The organism is Ensifer sp. 2TAB8 (assembly GCF_052115125.1).
Lineage (GTDB): Bacteria > Pseudomonadota > Alphaproteobacteria > Rhizobiales > Rhizobiaceae > Ensifer.
The window spans coordinates 29357-49334 of the sequence record NZ_JBFRGB010000036.1; the positions used below are offsets into that span (position 1 = coordinate 29357).

The following is a 19978-nucleotide window of genomic DNA, read 5'->3' on the forward strand; positions in this document are numbered from 1 at the left end:
GGTGCTACAGCGACCGTTGCGCGCCTGACAGGACGCGCGGCGCTGTAGGAGACGTTCATTTTGACGGGTCCGAACCCTGGCGTCCAGCCAGTTCGCGCAGCCATTTGCGATGATGGCGAAACGCCCAGCCGCCAGTGACGGTGCCGCGGGTCATCGCCCGGATCGTGCCGCGCGTCCAGATCGCCGCATATACATGGACGATGAAGATCAGGATCGTGAAAAGTGCTGCGAGCGAATGCACGGCGACCGCGATGCGGCGAACGGGAATGGAAACGAGATCGGGGAAGTACTGCTCCCAGATCATGATACCGGTCGTCACGAGCACGACGATCAGACCGGACATGCCCCAGAAAACCATCTTCTGCCCGGCATTGTACTTGCCGAGTTCGGGCAGGCTCTCCTCCTTGCCCTGGAGGAGATCGCCGAACTTGCGGCTCCATTCCACGTCCTCGCGCCGCGGCAGATTGAGCTTCCACATCTGCGCAAACAGGAGGAGGAAGCTTGCGACTAGGATAAGCCCGACGATCGGATGCAGCCACCGCGTCATCTGGCCGCCGCCGAAAAGGCCGGTCAGGAAAAACAGCGAGGGATGAAAGAAGGAAAGGCCCGAAGTCAGAAGCACGATCATGCAGGCGGCGGTGACCCAATGGTTGAGACGGGTATAGCCGCGATAGCGATTGACGGTGACCGGGTGCTTGGTCTCGATCCTGTCGCCGGGGGCCGAATAGATGCGTTTGTCAGCCATCACGCCTCCCTGCCGCCTTGCGGGCGGTTGCGATCCTCGACGAGTTCCTCAGCCTCCCCTTCCTCATGGGCGGTCACCTCGTTCGGCCGGGCGAAGATGCCGTGCAGCACGGCGCCGGCGGCGGCAAGCCCGGCAACGGCGAGACCGACGGTTTTGGCCGGACCCTTCCAGCCGCGCACCACCGGCGAAATCTGCGGATCCTCCGGCAGCCCGGAATAGAGCGTTGGCTGATCGGCATGGTGCAGCACATACATCACATGCGTGCCGCCGACGCCTTGCGGGTCGTAGAGGCCGGCATGGTCGTAGCCGCGCGACTTCAGGTCCTCGACGCGCTCGTTGGCAAGCGTGACCATGTCTTCCTTCGTCCCGAAAGTGATCGCCTTGGTCGGGCAGGCCTTGGCGCAGGCCGGCCCCTGGCCAACAGCGACGCGGTCCGAGCAAAGGGTGCATTTCTTCGACACATGCGCGGTCTTGGAGATGCGCGGAATGTTGAAGGGACAACCGGCGATGCAATAGCCGCAGCCGATGCAATTATCGGAGATGAAATCGACGATGCCGTTGGAATATTGCACGATGGCGCCTGGCGCCGGGCAGGCCTTGAGACAACCGGGATCGGCGCAGTGCATGCAGCCGTCCTTGCGGATCAACCATTCGAACTCGTTGGTAACGGGGTTCTCGTATTCGGTGAACCGCATCAGCGTGAACATATCAGCCGTCAGGTCGTGCGGGTTCTCGTAGACGCCGACATTTTCCTCCAGGTCCGGATGGGTGTCGTTCCATTCGATGCAGGCGGACTGGCAGGCCTTGCAGCCGATGCATTTCGAAACGTCGATCAGCTTGGCGACTGGGGTGAGCTGTCGTTCGGGTGTCGGCACGTCGCTCGTTGCCGACACCTTGATGACGTCGCTCGGCAAAAGGTTCGAAGCGAGCGGCTGCAGCGGCGGGTTGGCGGCAGCCGTTACCGGTTCCGGTGCGCGTTCGCTCATGCCGAAGCTCCTTCTTCCGCCGCCGGTTCGATGTTGACCAGGAAGGCCTTGAACTCCGGCGTGTCGATATTGGCGTCGCCGACGAAAGGCGTGAGGCTGTTGGGACCGAAGCCCTTGCGGGCCGCTCCCATGAAGCCCCAGTGCAAGGGAATGCCGACCACATGGACCGGTTTGCCGTTGCAGATCAGCGGGCGAATACGCTTCGTTACCACTGCCTTTGCCCAGACCTCGCCGCGCGCGCTCCACACGCGTACCCGCCCGCCCTTGGTGATGCCTCGCTCGGCCGCCAGTTCCTCGCTGATTTCCACGAAGAATTCCGGCTGCAGCACGGCGTTGACACGGCTGTGCTTGGTCCAGAAGTGGAAATGCTCGGTGAGGCGATAGGACGTGGCAACGAAGGGGAAGTCGGTGCTCGTGCCCAGCTGTTGCAGGTCGCCGGGGAAGATGCGCGCGACGGGATTGCCGCGAAGCTTGGCGTTGAACGGATTTTCGACCGGGCTTTCGAATGGCTCCATGTGTGTGGGGAAGGGTCCGTCCCGCATCAGCTTGCGGGCAAAGAGACGGGCGGTTCCCTCGGCCGTCATGATGAACGGCATCACTGCCTCGGGCTTTGCCGTCACCGCGATGTCGGGCACATCGAAGCCCGCCCAACGTTCGCCGTTCCATTCGATGAGTTTGCGCGCCGGATCCCAGGGCTTGCCCTCAAGGTCGCAGGAGGCACGATTGTAGAGGATGCGTCGATTGGCCGGCCAGGCGAAGGTCCATTTGAGGAAGGTGCCGACATCGCCCGGATCGCTATTGTCGCGCCGGGCCATCATGTTGCCGTCCTCCGTCCAGGAGCCGGTATAGATCCAGCAGCCCGACATGGTGGAGCCGTCGTCACGCATCACGCCGAAGTTGGGCAAGAGCTTGCCGGCCTCGACCAGCACCTTCGTCGGATCGGTCGGGTCATAGAGCGTCTGCAGCGCCCGTCCGTTCATCTCCTGGGCAAGCTCGGCCGGTTCCGGCTCGTAAGGGTCCTTGTAATCCCAGGCAAGGTTCAGGATAGGCTCGGGACAGACCCCGCCTTCCTTGCGGTAGAGTTCACGCACGCGCAGGAAGATGTTGGCCATGATCCAGGTGTCGTGCTTGGCATCACCGGGGGGTGTCGCGCCGGGCCAGTGCCATTGCAGCCACCGGCCCGAATTGACGGTGGCGCCCTCGTCCTCGGCAAAGCACGTCGCCGGGAGTTGCAAGACCTCCGTCATGATCTTGGCGGGATCCACCTGGTTGTAGATACCGTGGTTCTCCCAGAAATGCGCCGTCTCGGTCTGCAGCGGGTCGATGGTCACGAGCAGTTTCAGCTTCGAAAGACCCTCGGTCAGCTTTGCCCGGTTCGGGAAGGACAAAAGCGGGTTGAAGCCCTGGCAGAAGTAGAGGTTCACTTCGCCGCGGCTCATCATGTCGAACATCCTGAGGATGTCGTAGTAGGGGACATCAAGCTTCGGCAGCCAGTCGAAGCCCCAGTCGTTTTCGCGTGTCGCGGCGCTGCCCCACATGGCCTTCAGGAAGCTGACCATGAATTTGGGTGTGTTCTGCCAGTAGCTCGTCTGGCCAGGTACGAGCGGCTTGTTGCCGCGCGTCGACATGTAGGTCGTGTAATCCGTCTCCTTTTCCGTCGCGAGGTTCATGTAACCCGGCAGGGAGTTGGAAAGCAGACCGATGTCGGTCAGCCCCTGGATGTTGGAATGGCCGCGAAGCGCGTTGACCCCGCCACCGGGCAAGCCGACATTGCCGAGGATCAGCTGAAGCATCGCCATGCCGCGAATGTTCTGGGCGCCTTTCGAATGCTGCGTCCAGCCGAGCGCGTAGAGCGAGGTCATCACCTTGTCGCGGGCCGACGTCGCGCCGATCATTTCGCAGATCTTCAGGTAGCGATCTTTCGGCGTTCCGCAGATGTTTTCCACGAACTCCGGAGTGTAGGCCGCGACATGCTGCTTTAAAAGATTCCAGACGCAGCGCGGGTCAGTGAGCGTCGGATCGGTTTTCACCGTCCCGTCCTCGTTCAGCTGGTATTCCCAGGCGCTGCGGTCGTAGTCGCGTTTTTCCTCGTCGTAGCCGGTAAAGAGACCATCAGACCAGCCAAAGGCGTCGTTCACCAGATAGGTCGCGTTGGTGTAGTTCTTCACATAGTCCCACTGGACCTTGTCGTTTTCGATGCAGTAGCGGATCGCGCCCATCAGGAAGGCGATATCGGAGCCGGGACGGATCGGGGCGTAGACATCGGCAACCGATGCCGTGCGGTTGAAGCGCGGATCGACGACGATCAGCCGGGCGCCGCGATGATGCTTGGCTTCCGTCACCCATTTGAAGCCGCAGGGATGTGCTTCCGCCGCGTTGCCACCCATGACGATGACGAGGTCGGTGTTCTTGATGTCGGTCCAGGCGTTCGTCATTGCGCCGCGGCCAAATGTTGGAGCCAAACTGGCTACCGTGGGGCCGTGTCAGACGCGTGCCTGGTTGTCGAAGCCGACGACTCCCATAGACCGGACGGTCTTGTAGGTCAGCCATCCCGTCTCGTTGGTGCCGCCCGACGCGGCAAGAAAGCCCATCGTCGTCCAACGGTTGACGGTGACGCCGGCCGCGTTCTTCTCGATGAAGTTCTTGTCGCGGTCGTCCTTGATCGCCCGGGCGATCTTGTCGAAGGCATCTTCCCAGGAGATATCCTGCCAGGTGTCGGCGCCCGGAGCGCGGTGACGTGGCTTCGTGGCGCGGGTCTCGGACTTCACGAAGTCCTTGAGCGCCGCACCCTTGGGACAGAGCGTCCCGCGGTTGGTCGGATGATCGGCATCACCCTCGATATGGATGAGTTCCGCCTTCTCGCCGGCGGAAAGGTCACCCTTCGAATACAACAGGATGCCGCAGGCGACCGAACAGTAGGTGCAGACGTTGCGGGTCTCGGTGGTGCTTGCGAGTTTGAAGGCACGCACATGGGCGGCTGTTGCGGCCTCGGCCGCTCCGAAGCCCATGGCCCCGATCGTGGTGGCCGCGGCTCCTGCGCCAGCAAGCTTCAGGAAACTGCGGCGGGAAAGATCGATGTTCATTGGAGGTCCTCTTCCATGCGTATCGGTCTTGAGACGAATGGTCGAACCTTGGAGCCGGCGTGTCAAGGCCGATTTGATCGGCTTTTGTCACGAAAAGTCATGGCCTTGCCGGAAATGATGGGTCATGATCGCGTCCGTGGCCGGCAAGCCCGCCATCGATACCATTGCATCGAGGGAGTTCTAATCGTGAGCAGCCTGCCCGCCTCCTCCGAGCCTCGCCTGACCTCACTTGCCCATGGCGGCGGCTGCGGCTGCAAGATCGCGCCGGGCGTGCTTCAGGAAATCTTGCGGGGACGCGTCCAACTGCCTGTGCCGCCGGAGCTGCTGGTCGGCATCGAAACGTCCGACGATGCGGCGGTCTATCGCCTCAACGATCACCAGGCGGTCGTCGCCACCACAGACTTCTTCATGCCTGTTGTCGACGATCCCCGCGATTTCGGCCGGATCGCCGCGACCAATGCCATCAGCGACGTCTACGCCATGGGCGGCACGCCGATCTTTGCGCTGGCGCTCGTCGGCATGCCGGTCAACGTGCTGTCGACCGAAACCATCGGCGCCATCCTTGATGGCGGAGCGGCGGCCTGCCGGGCAGCCGGCATTCCGATCGCCGGCGGTCACACGATCGATTCCGTCGAGCCGATCTACGGTCTCGTCGCCATCGGCCTCGTCGATCCCGCGCATCTGAAGCGCAACAGCGGCGCCCTTCCGGGCGACGTGCTCATCCTCGGCAAACCGCTCGGCGTCGGCATCTTTTCCGCGGCATTGAAAAAGGGCGCGCTCGATGAGGCCGGCTATGCCCGCATGGTCGAAAGCACCACCCGCCTCAACACGGCCGGGCCCGAACTCGCGCGGCTTTCCGGCGTGCATGCCATGACCGACGTGACAGGCTTTGGCCTTGCCGGCCACGCGCTCGAAATGGCGCGCGGGTCGAACTGCCAGGTCCGGATCGACTGGTCCGCCGTTCCCCTTCTGGAAGGCGCTTTCGATCTCGCGGCCGCCGGTATTGTCACCGGCGCCTCCGGGAGGAACTGGGCAAGCTATGGGCAGGACGTGGCCTTTGCACGCGAGATGGGTGCAATAGACAAGGCGCTGCTTTGCGATCCGCAAACGAGTGGCGGCTTGCTCGTCGCCTGTTCCCGATCGTCCGCGCCAGACATACTCGCGATATTCCACAAGCACGCCTCCGACGCCGCCGTAATTGGGGAAGTGGTGGATGGTGATGCCGGATTGTCGGTGTTCTAGAACTGGATGTTCGCTTTCGGTGACCGGTTCCTATGGATGAGGCTTAACAAGAGGCTCGCCCTCACAATTTCACACAGGCTTCCAAACTTTCGACTTGCAGATGCAGCACGCACTCTGCCCTCGCCCGGACTTTAGCGGCCATTTGGTCCCGTGTCGGCAAGACGTCGAATCCTTCGCAACCTGGACACCAAAGCCCGAGCATGCCGACCAATGCGCCGCGGGCGACATGCTCTCCAACCGCAAAATCCATATGCATGACAGACAGGCGCTTCAGTCTTCAGAACGGCCCGCGATTCACGGATTAATTTGCAACGCTTTCAGTATCCACCAAGAGCCGTTGAAAGCTGCAGTGATCATCGGTGCCAAGGGGCTCACCGCCGCAAACGTTAGGTTGTGAAATTGGGGCAAAAATGCGACGCAACCCATAGCATCCCGACCCGAAACAATTTATGGCTTCAAGCTGCAGTTACAAGTTGATGCTGCGTGTTTTGTGCGATGAATGCAATTTAAACTGGATATTTTCAGCTTCCGATTTGTGTGATCTGAGCTGTCGTCTTCGGTGATGTGGTTGGGGACTACATAAGTGCGGGCATGGGGTGTTGGAACGTGGAATGGCCTTGGCTTTAAGTTGAGGCTCGGCCAAGAGGCTTGCAAGGCGTGGTTTGAGACCTTCGAAACGTTGTCGGGCGTTTTGCTGTCAGCCTTTTGCGGGGTCGTTCGCGCAAGCGCGCTCGCGCTATCCCTCTGGCTTGCAAGCGCTCTGGCGGCGGAGGCTGCATGCACATGGAACCTCACATTTACCGCGGTTGGCCAGACCCAAACGATCTATACCAACACGTGCGAGACGACGTGGCTGGGGAGCTTCAGCAGTTTCTATAACACGCAGATGGACATCACGAACGTCTTCGGCCTTGGCGCAAAAGACGATACTGGAGCGGAACTTGCAGAAACCGCAAACGGCAGCAATGGTGGCCTCTATGAATTTCGGTTCAATATCACCAACGCCCAACTGCAAATAAAGTTGCTGAGCGCGCCCCCACCGGGCCCGGATGTATATTCCGGGTACATGTACAACGGTCCCGACGGCAACCCAACTCCGATCGCGAACACCCCCGCGTCTCTCAACATCAACTATTTGCCCCAGCCCGCCGTTACCGCGGTCTCGCCGACGTCGGGCCCGACGGCCGGCGGAACGACGGTGGTCATCACCGGCAACAACCTGCTCAACGCCACGTCGGTCGCCTTCGGTGGTACGGCAGCCACCGGCTACACCATCAACAGCAACACCCAGATCACCGCGACCGCACCGGCAGGCACAGCGGGAACGGTGGACATCACAGTCACCAGCCCCGGCGGAACCAGCGCCACCAGCTCGTCTGATCAGTATACCTATGTCGCGGCACCCACAGTTGCCTCGAGGTCGCCGACCTCAGGTCCAACGGCTGGTGGAACCACAGTGACCATCACGGGCACCGGCCTTACTGGCGCAACGGCGGTTACATTCGGCGGGACGGCGGCAACCGGTTTCACCGTGAACAGCAACACGCAGATCACCGCGACCGCACCGGCAGGCACGGGCACGGTCGATATCCGCGTCACCAATACCGGCGGGACCAGCGCCACCAGCGTATCCGACCAGTACACCTATGTCCCGGCTCCGACCGTAACCTCGACGTCGCCGATAGCAGGCCCGACAGGCGGTGGAACAAGCGTGGTCATCACCGGCACCGGCTTTACTGGTGCAACGGCGGTGACATTCGGTGGCACGGCGGCGACCAGCTACACCGTCAACAGCGGCACCCAGATTACCGCGACCGCGCCGGCAGGCACGGGCACGGTGGACATCCGTGTCACCACGCCCGGCGGGACAAGCGCCACCAGCGTGTCCGACCAGTTCACCTATGTCCTGCCTCCAACCGTCACCTCGACGTCGCCGACGGCAGGCCCAACGGGCGGCGGCATGACGGTGACCATCACCGGCACCGGGTTTGCGGCAGCCAATCCGACGGGCGCGGTGAAGTTCGGGGCGGCGAACGCGACCTATACGATCAACAGCAACACGCAGATCACGGCGACGGCGCCGGCCAATTCGGCGGGCACCTATGACATCACCGTGACCACGCCCGGCGGCACGAGCGCCACCAGCGCGTCCGACCTGTACACCTATGTGGCGGCGCCGACCGTGACCTCGACGTCACCGACCTCGGGTCCGACGGGCGGTGGGACGACGGTGACCATCACCGGCAGCGGGTTCAACGCGGCTAGTCCGACGGGCGCGGTGAAGTTCGGAGCGGCGACGGCGGTCTATACGATCAACAGCGCCACGCAGATCACCGCGACGGCGCCAGCCAATTCGGCGGGCACCTATGACATCACCGTGACCACGCCCGGCGGCACGAGTGCCACCAGCGCGTCTGACCAATACACCTATGTTGCCGCACCGACCGTGACCTCGACGTCGCCAACGGCAGGCCCGACGAGCGGCGGTACGACGGTGACCATCACCGGCACCGGGTTTGCGGCAGCCAATCCGACAGGCGCGGTGAAGTTCGGGGCGACAACGGCGACCTATACGATCAACAGCAACACCCAGATCACGGCGACGGCGCCGGCCAGTTCGGCAGGCACGTATGACATCACCGTGACCACGCCCGGCGGCACCAGCGCCACCATCGCGTCCGACCAGTATACGTACGTAGCGCCACCCGTAGCGACCAGCTTCACCTACGGTTCGATCGTTCCCTACAATGACGGCTCCAGTTTCAGCCAGTCGCTCGACCTGTCCACACACGTGAGCAACAATCCAACGAGCTACGCGGTCGGCTCCTCAACCACTGCGCAAGGCGGGTCGGTCAGCGTCGACAGCAGCGGACAGGTGACCTACATCCCGCCTGTGGGCTACCGCAATGCCAATGACAGCTTCACCTTCACGGCGACCAACATCGGCGGCACATCGAGCCCCGCCACCGTCACCGTGACGATCGGCAATCCGACCCTTACGGTCACGCTGCCGTCGGCCGCGGCCACCGTCGGCACGGCCTACAACACCGGCAATACAGCGGTGACGATCTCGGGCGGCAAAGCACTCTACACGGTCAACAGCGTCAGCGGGCTGCCCGCGGGTCTGGTCGATAGCGGCAGCGGTGTGGTGACCGGGACGCCGACGGCCAGCGGCACCTTCACGGTGAGCGTCAACATCACTGACAGCTCGTTGGGGGCAGGTCCCTACAACACCAATGCGACGGCGACGCTGACGGTCGTCTTGCCGCCGGCGCCGATTGTCTCGTCCTTCGCCATCTCCGGTTTGACCTATAACGCCGGCTCGGCCTCGGCCACGACCTTCAGTGCTGCCCCACATGCAACCAACAACCCGACCGGCTATCAGGTTGGGGCTTCGTCCTATGGAGCCACGATCAGCATCGATAGCGCAGGCCTCGTCAGCTACACGCCGCCAGTCGGCTTCCGTGGCACCGACACCTTCAACTACGTCGCGACCAACCCGGGCGGCACCTCCAATGTCGGCCAGGTCTTCGTGACGGTGAACGATCCCGTCTTCTCGGTCACGCTCCCGGCCTCCACCGGCACGGTGGGCGATGCCTATAACAGCGGCGGGATCGCCGTCAGCGTCAGCGGCGGCCACGCTCCCTATTCCAACTTCTCGGCAACGGGACTGCCGGCCGGCCTATCCATCAGCAGCGCAGGCGTCATCTCCGGCACGCCCACTTCGGCAGGCAATGCCACGGTCGTGGTCACCGCGACCGACAGTTCGGGAGGGAATGGCAGCTTTACCGGCACGGCCGCAGCCAGCATCAGCATTGCCGCGCCGAGCATCACCATCAATCCCGCGACGTTGCCGAACGCGGCGAACGGCATTTCGTACAGCGCGACGGTGAGCACTACGGGCGGCATTGCGCCGTTTACATTTGGGATCACCGCAGGCGCACTCCCGGACGGCCTCGCGCTGGCCGCCGATGGCACCATCTCAGGCACGCCGACCGGTGGGGGAACCTACCACTTCACGGTCACCGCCACCGACAGCGCAGGGACCGGACCCTATACGGGCGCGCGTGCCTATGCGTTGACCGTCGGCACGCCGACGATGGTTCTGTCGCCGTCAGCGGGCGCTCTACCCGGCGGCACGACCGGCCTTGCCTATAGCCAGTCCTTTGGCGCCTCGGGCGGAACCGGCCCCTATACCTACTCCGTCACGGGCACGCTTCCGGCCGGCCTGAGCATGAGTTCGGCCGGCGTTCTTTCCGGCTCGCCGACCGCGGGCGGCACGTTCACCTTCACGGTCAGCACGACCGACAGCTCAACCGGGACAGGACCCTTCACAGCCTCGCAGAGCTATTCCGTGACGATTGCAGCTCCAGCAATCGCGGTTGCACCGTCCACCCTGCCGAATGCGACCTTCGGCGCGGCCTATAGCCAGACGGTGACTGCATCCGGCGGCATTGCCCCCTACAGCTACTCTGTCACATCCGGCCCGCTTCCACTCGGCCTCAACCTCAGCGCCGCTGGCGTCCTCTCGGGCACGCCGTCGGCGGTTGGAACCTTCAACATCACGATCAGCGCCACCGACGCGGCGAGCGGTACCGGCCCCTTCACGGGCACGCAAAGCTATGCCCTTGTCGTCGACCAGGTCCTGCCCGTCGCCAACGCCGTCACGGCCACGGTTGCGGCCAACTCCACGGCCAACGGGATCACACTTGCGATCACCGGGGGTGCTGCCGACAGCGTTGCGGTTGCAAACCCTGCAGCCCACGGCACGGCGACGGCGTCTGGCACGACCATCACCTACACACCGGCGCCCGGCTATTCCGGGACGGACAGCTTCACCTATACTGCCACCAATGCTGCCGGAACCTCATCGGCCGCAACGGTTACCCTCGCGGTGACGGCACCGACGCTGGTACTCTCGCCTGGCGCAGGCGCGCTTGCCGACGGCACCAAGGGAACTGTTTACGCCCAGACCCTTGCCGTTTCCGGCGGCACCGCGCCCTATGCCTACACCGTGACGGCAGGTGCACTTCCGGCCGGACTTGCGCTCGACGGCACAACCGGCCATGTCGGCGGCACGCCCACGGCAACGGGCAACTTCGGCTTCACCGTTACCGCCACCGACGCCTATGGCGCCACGGGCTCGGCCACCTATTCGCTTGCCGTCAGGGCGCCGATCGCCGCCTTCACCTTCACGCCTCAGCCCGGAACCCTCGGCGATGCGATGGCCGGCGAGGACTATCGCCAGCAGATCACGGCGACCGGCGGGGCGGCACCGCTCCTCTATCGGATCGGATCCGGCGCCTTGCCCGCCGGCATGGTGCTCAACGTTTCGACCGGCGAGCTGACCGGCCCGCTCGATGCCGCAAGCCAAGGCAACTACACCTTTACCGTGGTGGTCGAGGACAACAACGGCGCGTCCGGTTCTGCGACCTACAGCATGACGGTCAACTCACGCGGAACGACCGTCACCGACCAGGTGGTGAATGTGCCCGCCGGCACGAGCCCACCTGACATCTATCTCAATCGCGGCGCGACCGGGGGACCGTTTACGTCCGCCGACGTGGCCTTCGTGGAGCCTCCGAACGCCGGCACCGCCACGATCATCCAGGGGCGGCTTGCCCAGGCAGGTCCGGTCACCGGGCCGGTCGGCTGGTACTTGCAGTTTACCCCCAATCCGGCATTTTCCGGCGCGGCCAGGGTCGGTTTCCGCCTGACGAGTTCGCTTGGCTCTTCGAACATCGGCACCGTGACCTATAATCTCGCCTATGCCGCGACCGACGTGGCGGAGGATATCAACGCGCTCGTCAGCGGCTTTGTCGAGACGCGGCAGGGCCTGATCGCCAACGGCATATACGTTCCCGGCCTTCTCGAGCGTCGGCAGATGCAACACGCAACAGATTCGGTCACCGCGCGCATGACACCGTCCGAGGAGGGCATGACAGCCAGTTTCTCGACCAGCCTTGCGCAGTTGGATGCCGCGCGGGACGCCGCGGACGGCATCGAGGCAACAGCCTTGCCGCCCTTCAACATCTGGATCGATGGCACCTTCCTCGCACACAAGCGGGACCAGAACGACGGCAAGTGGGGCAGCTTCGCGATGCTCAATCTTGGCGCCGACTATCTGCTGTCGGAGCGAGCGCTTGTCGGCCTGTCGTTCCACTTCGATCGCATGACCGATCCGAGTGACGCGGATGCGGAACTGACGGGCAATGGCTGGTTTGCCGGTCCCTATGCCTCGCTCGAAATCGGCCAGGGTGTCTTCTGGGATACCAGCCTTCTTTACGGCGGTTCGGCCAACGATATCGATACCGAGTTCTGGAACGGCGATTTCGACACGACGCGCTGGATAATCGATACCGCGATCACGGGAGAGTGGCAACTCGACGACGCCACGGTGCTGACGCCGAAGCTGAGGGCCGTCTACTTCAACGAAAAGGTGGATGACTATTCGGTGCGCAACGACGCAGGCGACGAGATAGCGATCGACGGCTTTGACGCCCAGCAGTTCCGCGTCAGCCTCGGCGCTGAAATCGCCCGCTCCTTCACGCTGGACAACGGATCGGCGCTCACGCCCAAGCTCGGCGTCACCGCGGGCTATTCAGGCCAGGATGGATCCGGCCTTTTCGGGTCGATCACCGCCGGCTTCTCGCTTCAAACGGCCGACCTCTGGATGCTTTCAGCCGATCTGCTCTTCGACATCGAAGGCGATGGCGAGAAAGCCGCCGGCGGCAAAGTGAGGGCGGGAAGGCAGTTCTGACGGAAGTGGATCGCTGGTCATGCGACGTCGAGCCGAGCAGCGCCCAGCTTACGTGGAATAACCGGCTTGGTTTTCACTTGCTCTGCCGACCACGAGCCCGATCGCGCAACCCGGTGAAATAATCTGCATCGGCCGGGGCCGTCTGTGCGGAGGAAGGCCCGGGCGCTCGCGACCTTCCCGTCCATAGGGACGACATCACCCTGTCGGACCGGCAGCCGATCGCCAGACCGGATGTCGTCGATAGGAACCCCGCGCAGGCCGCCGTCAATGCGCGTCGCGGTCCGCGGCACGCGGGAGAGTAAGTCACGCATTTTCGCGGCGCGCGCCCCTCCGCGAAGCTTTCGAGGAATGTGCCGCCCGTGTACATCAGCGCGACAACCGTTGCCGCCAAGGCTTCTCCAAAGATGAGTGCAGCCGACATCGACAGCGCAGTGACGAGGTCCAGGCCCATTCCCGATGCCATAGGCTTCGGATTATCTCGACAAGTAGGCCCCCCAGAGCCGGAGCGATGGCGATTGTCCATATAAATCGCGCGGCATCCGTTCGGCCTGCGAAGTGCGAGCCGAGCCAAGCAGCAATCCGCCGACGCAACAAGCAGAAGGCCAAGTTTCAGTTCAGCTTCGCTTTGATGTTCCGCGACATCAGGTCTCCGGCGAAGGGCGCGGGTCGGAACCGGCGACTTCCGCGCGCAAGCCGCCTTCGGCGCTATTCTCCAAGGTTAGGGCCAGATTATAGACATTGGCGATCTCCGATACGATCGCCAGACCAAGACCCGAGCCGGGCTTCAGGCGATCCAGGCGCACACCCCGGCGCAGCAGGTCCGGCAGTCTCTCGGGTGACACCCCCGGGCCGTCGTCCTCGACCACAAGCCGGATAAAACCATCGCGCCGGACGGCCGTGACAGCCACACGGCTCGTGGCCCATTTCGATGCGTTTTCGAGAAGGTTGCCGACCAATTCGCGAAAATCATGCGGGTCAATCGGCGCCGTCAGGCCCTCCTGCAAGCCGGCCTCCCATGAAAGGCGCTCGCCTGCCTCGGTGTGCTGAAGCATCCGGATCGTCTCGCCGACGATCCTGGCGACGTCGGCATCGCCGCTCCGCTGGTCCGCGCTCGGTGTGAGCCGCGCACGGGCCAGCTCGTGCTCGACATGGGAGAGCATGGTATCGGCCAGATGGTCGAGTTCGCCAGCGATTTCGATCTCACCCTTCTCGCGGAGGGTCAAGGCATTGTTGGTGAGGACAGTCAGCGGCGTCTTCAGTCCATGCGCCAGGTCGCTGGCCCGGCCCCTTGCGTTGTCCATGGCCGTGGCCTGGGTTTCCAGCAGTCTGTTCAACCGATCGACGAGCGGCTGGACCTCACGGGGGTATGGACCTGCCAAGCGCCTAACGCTGCGGTCACGCACCGCCTCGAGGTCGCGGCCGATGTGGTCGAGGGGTCTCAGGCCGATCCAGAGCTGGATGATCGACATGAGGACCAGCAGCACGGCCAGCACGCCCACATAGGGCAGGATGTCGAGAGCGAAGGCCGCGCGTGCGTTGTCGACCTCATCCGCATTCACCGCAGCCGCAATCCGGACAGGCCTTTTCCCTTCGGGTGCGGCCAACAACAGAACGCGCTCCTGGACCAGGACATCCTTTCCCTCCGGACCAGCGAGGCGATACTGGTGCATGACGCCGACCGGGTGCGCCTCCCGCGGCAGCGGCAGGGCGTAGTCGAATAGCGAGGCCGACCGCAGCTCAACTTTCCCGACTGGATCGTCGATCTGCCAATACAGACCGCCATAAGGCAGCAGGAAACGATTGTCCGGAGGATTCTCAGGCACCTGGACCTTCCCGTCAGCAGAGAAGCGGATGACGGCAGCCAGTCGGTTTATGTGCCCGGTCAATTCGTTCTGGAGGCGCGTACTGTAGCTTTCCGCAAAAATCTGAACGAGAGCAAAAAACGCCGCTGCGAGGCAGATCGAGACGACGACCACGGATGTAAGAATGAAGCGGCCATGGAGCGACCTCATCACTCGTCCGCCGCGATCTGATAGCCGAAGCCCCGGCGCGTGACGATTGCGTCCCGCCCGAGTTTCTTTCGCAATCGTCCGATAAGGACTTCAACGGAATTGCTCTCCCGTTCGAAGTCCTGAGTGTAGAGCTGTTCGGTCAACTCCATCTGCGAAACGGCGCGACTGCGGTTCTGCATGAGGACAGTGAGACATTTGTATTCCAGGGGTGTTACGTCCACGGGCACCCCGTCGATCGCAACCGTACGATGGCGGGTGTCGATTGAAACGGGCCCAGAGGACAGGACTGCGCTCGCTTGGCCGGAATATCTGCGCAGCACGGCGTGCAGTCGGGCAAGCAATTCGGCGATACGGAAGGGCTTGCCGAGATAGTCATCAGCACCTGCGTTGATGCCCTCCACGCGCTCCTCCCAGTTGCCTCGTGCCGTCAGGATGATCACGGGCATGCCTCGGCCAGCAGAACGCCACCTCTTCAGGATGGTGAGGCCGTCGATCGTGGGTAAACCCAGGTCGAGTATGACGGCCGCGAAGTCCTCATGTTCGCCCGCGAACAACACCGCCTCTCCATTCTTCTCGTGCACGACATTAAAGCCCGCCTTCGCAAGATGAGCACCCACGTCACGGGCGATAAGCGGATCGTCTTCGGCAAGCAGCAGACGCATCATTCGTTCTCGATTTCGACGATCCTGCCCGAGGCGGCTTCCACCTCCACTTCGGTGACCCGGCCACTTTCCCTCAGGATCCGGAATTCATAGATGATAACGCCGTCGTCGCGCTCCACCCTGACATCGATCAATTCGCCCGGCAGTTTGGTCAGGACTTGCGCCTTCAGAACGGCCAGTGGGTGAATTCTGCCCTCCCGGACAAGCTCGCTGAGATCATCGTGCGACGGGACGTCGTCGTCTCCGGCAGCATGTGAGCGGTCATCGTCAGCACGGGCAGGTCCCGGCAGCAGGGGCAGGCCGAGAAGGAGAAGCGCAAAGACGCTGAGGATGCGAAACGAACACATCGCACACCGATAGCCCATCGCAGATGACAAGAACCTGACAATCTCCATCAGGTCGTCGTCATGTTGCCTGCCATAGGTTCGACGTCGACCAGAAGAGCAGAACCGCTCCTGGGTATCTGATGGAGAAGACAAATGAAGATGATCATCCTCGCGACCCTCCTGCTCGCCACCGCCTCTGGAGGCGTCGCCCGCGCCGAAGAAGGGCAGAATTGCACAAGCGCGGCCAAGGACAAGTGGCTTAGCGAGAACAGCATCAAGGAAAAAGCCAAAGCCACGGGCCTCGATGTGCGCCGGGTGAAAGTCGAGGGCAGCTGCTACGAAGTTTACGCTATCGACGCCAAGGGCAACAAGGTTGAGACCGTGTTCAACCCCGAGACCGGCGCTGCGGTCGGCAACGAAAGCGAATGATCATGGGCACGATGGATCTAGATGCGGCGAGCACGGGCTCGCCGCCGACGGTCAATGTCTGGGACCCGCTCGTGCGCGTGTTCCACTGGGGTCTCGTCGGACTGTTTGCCTTCTCCTACCTGACAGGCGACGAGTGGAAAAAGGCCCATATCCTGGCGGGATACGTAATCATCGGGCTTCTGGTCATTCGCGTCATCTGGGGCTTTATCGGTACTCGCCACGCGCGATTTTCGAACTTCATATACAGCCCGGTCACAACCGTTAGATTTCTTCTGGACAGCATAGCACTGAAAGCCAAACGCTATATTGGCCACAACCCGGCCGGAGGCGCGATGGTGATAGCTCTTCTCATCTCGATCTCCGGCATCGCCGCAACCGGATACATGATGACGACTAACGCCTATTGGGGTGTCGCGTGGGTGGAGGAGACGCATGAACTGTTGGCGAACCTGACCCTTGGTCTTATTGGCTTGCACGTCGCTGGCGTTGTGCTCGCCAGCATCGAGCACAAGGAAAATCTGGTCCGCGCGATGATCACAGGCCGCAAACGTGCCGAATGATCGTCGGAACGACAATGGTCCACAAGGACGACCAATTGCTACCGGCGCTGGCGCGAGGGAAATCCAAACGCCACGCCCGCCCTTTTGAAGCGATGAGGCGTCTAACTCCCTCGCCTTGAAGGGATTCGAACCGCGGACAAGCAGCTCGCCCTGGGTTCAATGGAGTGCATAATTGCTGCCCAGAACCAGAAATGCAGTCCTTCCGACGAGGAACTGGCTTATGCATGGCATCGCGTCTGCCACCCTACACTTGCAAGTGGAAAGCAGCATGCAGGCCCGTTTCACGCCTTCTTAACCATGAATTGTGAAAATGCGCCCAGCCGGAGGGCATGATGCCGACCGTTCTTTTGGGGTGAAGAGTGCATGCGTAAGCCGCAAGATCAGAAGCTGTCCTCCGGCGACACCATTTTAGAGCCCGGTTATATCGTCTCCCGTCGCAGCGTGCTTTCAGGCCTCGGTGTCATGACGTTACTTGGTGCCTCCGGCTGCTCGCAGGCGCTTGAACTCCCATCGCTGGAACCGCTCGAGCCGTCCGCTCGTTTGTCGCCTGCGGGCGTTGACAACATGTCGACCGGGGCTATCCCACCGATCAGTGTCGACAGCAACATCACCGACAACGGCACGATGTATGCCTCGACGATCGACAATGGTTTGGTGATCCCGGCAATCCCATACCAGAAGGTCAAGCCGGAATTCCGGCGGCAAATCGTTATCGATCCAACCGGAGAGGCGCCGGGCACCATCGTGGTGCGGCTCAGCGAGCGGCATCTCTATTGGGTGCAGGAAGGCGGTGAAGCGATCCGTTACGGCGTAGGCATCGGCAAGACCGGCTTTGAATGGAGCGGTCGCGCCGAGATCCAGTACACAAAGCAGTGGCCGACTTGGACGCCGCCCAAAGAGATGATCGCGCGCAAGCCAGAGCTTGTGAAATGGACGGGCGGTCAGCCGGGCGGACTCGACAACCCGCTCGGCGCCCGAGCGCACTATATCTACAAGGACGGCCACGATACTGGCTATCGCGTACACGGCTCACCGGAGTGGTGGACCATTGGCACCCAGGCATCTTCCGGATGCGTGCGCATGATCAACCAGGACGTCATCGACCTTTACAACCGGGTGAAGGCGTCACCGAGCAAAGTCCCGATTGTGGTCGCATGAATTCCACTCGAGGCATGGTTCGAGGACCCGGTTTCAGCGTCGCCTTGCTTTTCATTTTAGAAGGCTCGAGTTTCTGCAAACTGTGAACTTGGAATCAGCGCGAAAACTTGTAAGTTGAGCGACCTTTCCAACTACGAGCGGCCAATGCAGGTTCTAGTACGCGATAATAATGTCGATCAGGCGCTCCGCGTCCTGAAAAAGAAGCTCCAGCGCGAGGGCATTTTTCGTGAAATGCGGATGCGCGAAGCTTTTGAAAAGCCCTCGGTTAAGAGGGCGCGCGAGAAATCCGAGGCGGTGAGCCGCCAGCGCAAGAATGCTCGCAAACAAATGCAACGCGAAGGCCTGCTCCCGTCGAAGCCGAAAAAGAGTAGATAGGTTCATGAACGCTTAGGGCGGCCGCTGTGACGGTGGGGTAGAGCGCCCTGTGGTTCAGAAGCACAGGTCCAAATATTTGTCCGGGGCTGCCGCGCAACTCGAATAGATTAATCAGCACCCGCAAAGCACACGTTAAACATTCGCGCTGCTTGTGCTTCAATCACTACGAAGCACTGGATCAACTCACCCGCATCAAGGAATGACCTCAATCATCGGCGACCTGATAGGCGTTCCGGTCGATACATTACGCGATCCGAGATCGCCATAAGGTGAACAACTGAGTCTGTTGGTATTCCCTGATGAGCAGTCCAACCGTCGGTTTACTCTCAGAATCCGCTTTCTTTCTGGTGCCGCACGGCGAGGATTGTCAAAACGTCCTCATCAATGCGGTAACGCGTGATGTATCCGCTATCTCCAAAATCAATGAGCCACTCTCGATACGGATCCGGCAGATCATCAATAAGGCGCCCCATTTTTGGATGTGCGCCAAGGGCCTGCACACCCTTCAGGATGGCTTCAGCCGCTCGCTTGGCTACCAAAGGGCTTTTGGGCTGCAAGTATTTTCGGAGACGCTCTAGGTCACGAACAGCCGCTGGAGAGAAGACTATTTGTGGCATTCAGGCGCAGCGCTCTCGTCGTCAGTTCCCCACGTGGATAGCCATTTCTCGACCTCGGCCGCAGTGGCATGGAGGCCCGTCGATTGATATTCCTCCCACGCGTCCAGCGTGTCCTGTCGCAATGTTTCTCGCTTCTCTTCTCGCTCGACGTATTGCGCAATCGCTTCTCGCATGATCCAGTGAGACGATCGGCGGCGGATTTCAGCTAAGTGTTGAACGCGACCTTTCAGTTCATCATCGAGCTTGAGCGAGGTTGGGGACGCCATCGCAACCATCCTTAGTTAGAGGTAATACCAAGCGCTAAATATAAGAGCTGCTGTTTCAGTTGTCTATGATCCAGCTCCGTCGCGATCACGCAACCTACCGCCACTCACCTTCCCGGCCGTGCTAGCGACCGGAGTATGTCGATGATGTCGTCGCGTGACGCGGTCGCCTCGGTTCCCGAAGCTGATCCGGCAGTGGAGCGCCACAGAAGCCCACCCTGATCAAGGGCGAGATACCGAGCCCGACGAACGGTTGCTTATTCAGGACACGGTGTCCCCTTGCGGTGAAGGACTGTGCCGCTGCGGAACCGCATCTGACAGAAGTCAGTTCGAACTATAGAGCAGCATGCAAGTTTGCCGGCGAGCTTTTTGCCAGGCGGTTGACAGCCGCATGAACACTTCCCGGCGGCCAAACTTGTCTCCGCGCCACGGCTCGCGATAAAGTGAGCGCTTGCCCAGAATAAGCGCGCAGCTTCCTCGGTCTCCTACTCCGGCGACGGACGTTCGAAAGGTAGAACGGAAATGCGCAAGGACGAACAAGTGACCGATGCTGTCTTCGTGCTGACGCGCCGGCATGCGCTCGAATGCATGGTATGGGCGGGAACGGGCGTGCCAGATCAGGCGCCGGCGGCGAAATACCGATCCGGTTGTCGAGCCAAGGCTTTACCGTGTGGCGATCGGACGAGGCGATGTCGACCGGGCTTGCAGCAAGCAGGCTGCGGTGGTGGGTGCTTGCCACGAGATCGCTGGTGGTTTCGCT

General features: G+C 61.9%; 14 protein-coding genes. 6 read left to right on the top strand and 8 right to left on the bottom strand.

The annotated features are described in order from the left end of the window. Positions 1–55: 55 nt before the first annotated feature. Genes AB4Z53_RS32645 through fdnG form a run of 3 tightly spaced genes read right to left on the bottom strand, consistent with a single transcriptional unit; the run spans position 56 to position 4814 of the window. Positions 56–745, bottom strand: coding sequence for a formate dehydrogenase subunit gamma (locus tag AB4Z53_RS32645; protein ID WP_441599461.1), 690 nt, complete (start codon positions 743–745; stop codon positions 56–58). Beyond that, a complete protein-coding gene (gene fdxH / locus AB4Z53_RS32650) occupies positions 745–1731 on the bottom strand; it encodes a formate dehydrogenase subunit beta (RefSeq protein ID WP_441599463.1) in 987 nt (328 codons plus the stop codon). Before fdxH ends, AB4Z53_RS32645 begins: the two co-directional genes overlap by 1 nt. After that, a complete protein-coding gene (gene fdnG / locus AB4Z53_RS32655) occupies positions 1728–4814 on the bottom strand; it encodes a formate dehydrogenase-N subunit alpha (protein WP_441599465.1) in 3087 nt (1028 codons plus the stop codon). Before fdnG ends, fdxH begins: the two co-directional genes overlap by 4 nt. Positions 4815–5009: 195 nt before the next feature. On the opposite strand from fdnG, the gene selD reads away from it, so the two are divergent. Further along, on the top strand, positions 5010–6056 hold the full coding sequence (gene selD / locus AB4Z53_RS32660) for a selenide, water dikinase SelD (RefSeq protein ID WP_441599477.1): 1047 nt from the start codon (positions 5010–5012) through the stop codon (positions 6054–6056). A 1066-nt stretch (positions 6057–7122) separates the two neighbouring features. Then, positions 7123–12816, top strand: a complete 5694-nt coding sequence (locus tag AB4Z53_RS32665; RefSeq protein ID WP_441599467.1) for an IPT/TIG domain-containing protein — start codon at positions 7123–7125, stop codon at positions 12814–12816. A 641-nt stretch (positions 12817–13457) separates the two neighbouring features. Here AB4Z53_RS32665 and AB4Z53_RS32670 read toward each other — a convergent pair. The 3 genes from AB4Z53_RS32670 to AB4Z53_RS32680 are packed head-to-tail and all read right to left on the bottom strand — an operon-like array spanning position 13458 to position 15969. After that, positions 13458–14792, bottom strand: a complete 1335-nt coding sequence (locus AB4Z53_RS32670; RefSeq protein WP_291162479.1) for a sensor histidine kinase — start codon at positions 14790–14792, stop codon at positions 13458–13460. Between the two features lie 35 nt (positions 14793–14827). Then, positions 14828–15493: a response regulator transcription factor gene (locus AB4Z53_RS32675; protein WP_223730969.1), complete on the bottom strand. Its 666-nt coding sequence runs from the start codon at positions 15491–15493 to the stop codon at positions 14828–14830. Next, positions 15490–15969, bottom strand: a complete 480-nt coding sequence (locus tag AB4Z53_RS32680) for a PepSY domain-containing protein (protein WP_441599470.1) — start codon at positions 15967–15969, stop codon at positions 15490–15492. The genes AB4Z53_RS32675 and AB4Z53_RS32680 overlap by 4 nt, the downstream gene beginning before the upstream one ends. Between AB4Z53_RS32680 and AB4Z53_RS32685 the strand changes: the two genes are divergently transcribed. From AB4Z53_RS32685 to rpsU, 4 genes are all read left to right on the top strand, one after another. Beyond that, positions 15970–16245: a PepSY domain-containing protein gene (locus AB4Z53_RS32685; RefSeq protein ID WP_291162471.1), complete on the top strand. Its 276-nt coding sequence runs from the start codon at positions 15970–15972 to the stop codon at positions 16243–16245. Continuing rightward, positions 16242–16805 carry a cytochrome b/b6 domain-containing protein gene (locus tag AB4Z53_RS32690; RefSeq protein WP_441599472.1) on the top strand — a complete coding sequence of 188 codons (564 nt, stop codon included), beginning with the start codon at positions 16242–16244 and terminating at the stop codon, positions 16803–16805. The genes AB4Z53_RS32685 and AB4Z53_RS32690 overlap by 4 nt, the downstream gene beginning before the upstream one ends. A 363-nt stretch (positions 16806–17168) precedes the next feature. Beyond that, positions 17169–17963, top strand: coding sequence for a L,D-transpeptidase (locus AB4Z53_RS32695; protein ID WP_441599473.1), 795 nt, complete (start codon positions 17169–17171; stop codon positions 17961–17963). Positions 17964–18107: 144 nt separating this feature from the next. Beyond that, positions 18108–18338: a 30S ribosomal protein S21 gene (gene rpsU, locus AB4Z53_RS32700; protein WP_291162462.1), complete on the top strand. Its 231-nt coding sequence runs from the start codon at positions 18108–18110 to the stop codon at positions 18336–18338. 326 nt (positions 18339–18664) lie between these two features. Here rpsU and AB4Z53_RS32705 read toward each other — a convergent pair whose 3' ends face one another. Then, complete coding sequence (locus tag AB4Z53_RS32705; protein WP_291162459.1) at positions 18665–18955, bottom strand: type II toxin-antitoxin system RelE/ParE family toxin; 291 nt, start codon at positions 18953–18955, stop codon at positions 18665–18667. Beyond that, entirely contained in the window at positions 18943–19221 is a 279-nt protein-coding gene (locus AB4Z53_RS32710; protein ID WP_291162456.1) for a CopG family ribbon-helix-helix protein, read from the bottom strand. The genes AB4Z53_RS32705 and AB4Z53_RS32710 overlap by 13 nt, the downstream gene beginning before the upstream one ends. Positions 19222–19978: the final 757 nt, after the last annotated feature.